The sequence below is a fragment of the Modestobacter sp. KNN46-3 genome (assembly GCF_011039295.1).
Genome location: NZ_JAAKGN010000255.1, coordinates 1 through 3,720 on the forward strand (window position 1 = coordinate 1; position 3,720 = coordinate 3,720).

General features: G+C 73.4%; 7 protein-coding genes. 4 read left to right on the forward strand and 3 right to left on the reverse strand.

What is annotated here, in order from left to right; translation table 11 throughout:
• The coding region (locus G5C62_RS25960; protein WP_206330872.1) for a hypothetical protein at positions 1-432 on the forward strand (432 nt) is incomplete at its 5' end.
• A gap of 46 nt (positions 433-478) precedes the next feature.
• Here G5C62_RS25960 and G5C62_RS25965 read toward each other — a convergent pair.
• Positions 479-964 (reverse strand): DUF1992 domain-containing protein, encoded by a 486-nt coding sequence (locus G5C62_RS25965; RefSeq protein ID WP_164703274.1) that lies wholly within the window; start codon positions 962-964, stop codon positions 479-481.
• A 39-nt stretch (positions 965-1,003) separates the two neighbouring features.
• Here G5C62_RS25965 and G5C62_RS25970 point away from each other — a divergent pair, with 39 nt between their 5' ends.
• Both G5C62_RS25970 and G5C62_RS25975 read left to right on the forward strand, forming a co-directional pair.
• Complete coding sequence (locus G5C62_RS25970) at positions 1,004-1,543, forward strand: NUDIX hydrolase (protein ID WP_164703275.1); 540 nt, start codon at positions 1,004-1,006, stop codon at positions 1,541-1,543.
• Between the two features lie 146 nt (positions 1,544-1,689).
• Positions 1,690-2,220 (forward strand): STAS domain-containing protein, encoded by a 531-nt coding sequence (locus tag G5C62_RS25975; RefSeq protein WP_241176147.1) that lies wholly within the window; start codon positions 1,690-1,692, stop codon positions 2,218-2,220.
• Here G5C62_RS25975 and G5C62_RS25980 read toward each other — a convergent pair.
• Positions 2,178-2,717 (reverse strand): NUDIX hydrolase, encoded by a 540-nt coding sequence (locus tag G5C62_RS25980; RefSeq protein ID WP_164703275.1) that lies wholly within the window; start codon positions 2,715-2,717, stop codon positions 2,178-2,180. The genes G5C62_RS25975 and G5C62_RS25980 overlap by 43 nt on opposite strands.
• Before the next feature lie 39 nt (positions 2,718-2,756).
• Between G5C62_RS25980 and G5C62_RS25985 the strand changes: the two genes are divergently transcribed.
• Positions 2,757-3,242 (forward strand): DUF1992 domain-containing protein, encoded by a 486-nt coding sequence (locus G5C62_RS25985; RefSeq protein WP_164703274.1) that lies wholly within the window; start codon positions 2,757-2,759, stop codon positions 3,240-3,242.
• Positions 3,243-3,288: 46 nt separating this feature from the next.
• Here G5C62_RS25985 and G5C62_RS25990 read toward each other — a convergent pair.
• A partial coding sequence (locus tag G5C62_RS25990) for a hypothetical protein (RefSeq protein WP_206330872.1) occupies positions 3,289-3,720 on the reverse strand: 432 nt, incomplete at its 5' end.

The window sequence follows — 3,720 nt, forward strand, 5'->3', positions numbered from 1 at the left end:
TCGCTCTCGCTCATCACGGTCGAGCCTGCCCCGGCCGACCTGGACCGGCCAGCCGGGGAGGCTCGCTCACAGCAGGTCGAACTCGTTGTGCGACGCACCGCCGGACAGCAGCGCGTAGCCGGGGCCGACGCAGACGCCGGTTCCAACGGCAGCTACGACTCCGGGTTCTCCGAGCAGGCGAGTGCCCTCGTGGGCGAGGAGGTGACCGTGTCGGCGACCGTGAACGAGGTGGTCGACCCGAACTCCTTCTCCATCACCGGCATCGAGGAGACCTCCGCCGAGCCGCTGCTCGTCGTGGGCTCGGACATCGCGGGCGTCCTCGAGGAGGAGCTGGGCCTCGACCTGACCGACGACGGCTACACCGACTTCGCGGGCCGGGAGTACATCGTCGCCGAGAGCGTCGACATCCAGGTGCCGGCCGAGCAGGAGTGACCCACCCGGGCACCGCGCGCGCTCGGGCGGTGCCCGGGAGGGCAGGTCAGCCGGCCCGCCGCCGGAGCCACCGCCGGCGGCGGGGGGACGGCGCCGGCTCCGACACCGCGGGCCCGGGGACGACGACCGGGCGGCTGAGCCGCCACTCGGCGACCATCTCCTCGACGTCCGGCATCCCCACCGGGATCCACGGTCCCTCGGCCGGCTGACGGTAGTACCGGTCGACCCGGGCGACGTGCGCCTCGACCACCGCGCGGGCCAGCTCCTCGGTGGGCTGCCGGGCGACCCGGGCGGGCAGCTCCTCCCGTTCCTTCCGCAGCGCCAGCCCGGTGGGCATGATCGCGGCGACGTCGGCCTCTTCCCGCCGCGCCCACTCCAGCGCCCACTCGTAGGTGGTCTTCTCCCGCTCCCGCCGGGGCAGCGGCTTCCCGGCGCCGGCCAGCCCCTCGAGGTCTCCTCGCTCGCGGGCCTGCGTGATCTGGTGCTCGACCCAGCTCTCGAACGACACACCTTCCGGCTTGCGTTCCGTCATCGGCGTCCTCCTCCGCGTTCCTCTGCCAGTCTGGGCGGCATGCGGACGACGGGCACCCGAGAGGTCTACCGGAACCCATGGCTCCGGCTGCGCGAGGACGCCATCGAGCTGGACGACGGATCGCCGGGCGTCTACTCCGTCGTCGAGCGGCCGCACTTCGGCCTGGTGATCGCTGCCGAGCGGGACGGCTTCTGGCTGGTCGAGCAGTTCCGCCACCCGCTCGGCCGCCGCTCCTGGGAGTTCCCCCAGGGCACCTGGCCGGCGGGCGGGACCGGGACGGCGGAGGAGCTGGCCCGCGCCGAGCTGGCCGAGGAGACCGGGCTGAGGGCGGCCCGGCTGAGCCACCTCGGGCACCTGGACCTGGCGCCGGGGCTCACGACCCAGGAGTTCGACGTCTGGCTGGCCGAGGGCCTGACGCGCGGCCCCACCGCCCGCGAGGCGACCGAGGCCGACATGCGCTCGGCGTTCGTCACCGAGGCCGAGCTCCGGGCGATGGTCCGCGACGGCCGGTTCACCGACGGCCCCTCGCTGGCCGCCTACAGCCTCCTGCTGCTCACCCGAGGAGAGACCCAGGAGTGAACTGCACGCCGGACGGGAACCGAGGAGCCATGGACGAACCTGCCCACAACGTCGAGGTCACGGTCACCACGCACGACGCGGAGTCCGCCGAGATCACGGTCGTCGGTGAACTGACCGAGCACGCCCGCCGGCCGTTGGTCCGCGAGATGACCGATCTCATGCTGGCCGGCGCCACGCTGAAGCAGGTCCGGGTCGACCTGTGCGAGGTCACCTTCATGAACTCGGCCGGGATGGCGACCCTCGTGCAGTTGCAGCGGATGGCCCAGCCCCGGGGCATCGACACCCCGCTCGTGGTGCACACCGCCGCCGTCGCCCGCCCCCTGCAGCTCAGCGGCCTGTGGCGGCGCTTCACCATCGTCGACCGCCGCGAGGGCCACCCGGAGGACGTGCACGAGGGTCGCCATCCCGGCCGAGTTCATGAAGGTGACCTCGCACAGGTCGACCCGGACCTGCTTCAGCGTGGCGCCGGCCAGCATGAGATCGGTCATCTCGCGGACCAACGGCCGGCGGGCGTGCTCGGTCAGTTCACCGACGACCGTGATCTCGGCGGACTCCGCGTCGTGCGTGGTGACCGTGACCTCGACGTTGTGGGCAGGTTCGTCCATGGCTCCTCGGTTCCCGTCCGGCGTGCAGTTCACTCCTGGGTCTCTCCTCGGGTGAGCAGCAGGAGGCTGTAGGCGGCCAGCGAGGGGCCGTCGGTGAACCGGCCGTCGCGGACCATCGCCCGGAGCTCGGCCTCGGTGACGAACGCCGAGCGCATGTCGGCCTCGGTCGCCTCGCGGGCGGTGGGGCCGCGCGTCAGGCCCTCGGCCAGCCAGACGTCGAACTCCTGGGTCGTGAGCCCCGGCGCCAGGTCCAGGTGCCCGAGGTGGCTCAGCCGGGCCGCCCTCAGCCCGGTCTCCTCGGCCAGCTCGGCGCGGGCCAGCTCCTCCGCCGTCCCGGTCCCGCCCGCCGGCCAGGTGCCCTGGGGGAACTCCCAGGAGCGGCGGCCGAGCGGGTGGCGGAACTGCTCGACCAGCCAGAAGCCGTCCCGCTCGGCAGCGATCACCAGGCCGAAGTGCGGCCGCTCGACGACGGAGTAGACGCCCGGCGATCCGTCGTCCAGCTCGATGGCGTCCTCGCGCAGCCGGAGCCATGGGTTCCGGTAGACCTCTCGGGTGCCCGTCGTCCGCATGCCGCCCAGACTGGCAGAGGAACGCGGAGGAGGACGCCGATGACGGAACGCAAGCCGGAAGGTGTGTCGTTCGAGAGCTGGGTCGAGCACCAGATCACGCAGGCCCGCGAGCGAGGAGACCTCGAGGGGCTGGCCGGCGCCGGGAAGCCGCTGCCCCGGCGGGAGCGGGAGAAGACCACCTACGAGTGGGCGCTGGAGTGGGCGCGGCGGGAAGAGGCCGACGTCGCCGCGATCATGCCCACCGGGCTGGCGCTGCGGAAGGAACGGGAGGAGCTGCCCGCCCGGGTCGCCCGGCAGCCCACCGAGGAGCTGGCCCGCGCGGTGGTCGAGGCGCACGTCGCCCGGGTCGACCGGTACTACCGTCAGCCGGCCGAGGGACCGTGGATCCCGGTGGGGATGCCGGACGTCGAGGAGATGGTCGCCGAGTGGCGGCTCAGCCGCCCGGTCGTCGTCCCCGGGCCCGCGGTGTCGGAGCCGGCGCCGTCCCCCCGCCGCCGGCGGTGGCTCCGGCGGCGGGCCGGCTGACCTGCCCTCCCGGGCACCGCCCGAGCGCGCGCGGTGCCCGGGTGGGTCACTCCTGCTCGGCCGGCACCTGGATGTCGACGCTCTCGGCGACGATGTACTCCCGGCCCGCGAAGTCGGTGTAGCCGTCGTCGGTCAGGTCGAGGCCCAGCTCCTCCTCGAGGACGCCCGCGATGTCCGAGCCCACGACGAGCAGCGGCTCGGCGGAGGTCTCCTCGATGCCGGTGATGGAGAAGGAGTTCGGGTCGACCACCTCGTTCACGGTCGCCGACACGGTCACCTCCTCGCCCACGAGGGCACTCGCCTGCTCGGAGAACCCGGAGTCGTAGCTGCCGTTGGAACCGGCGTCTGCGTCGGCCCCGGCTACGCGCTGCTGTCCGGCGGTGCGTCGCACAACGAGTTCGACCTGCTGTGAGCGAGCCTCCCCGGCTGGCCGGTCCAGGTCGGCCGGGGCAGGCTCGACCGTGATGAGCGAGAGCGA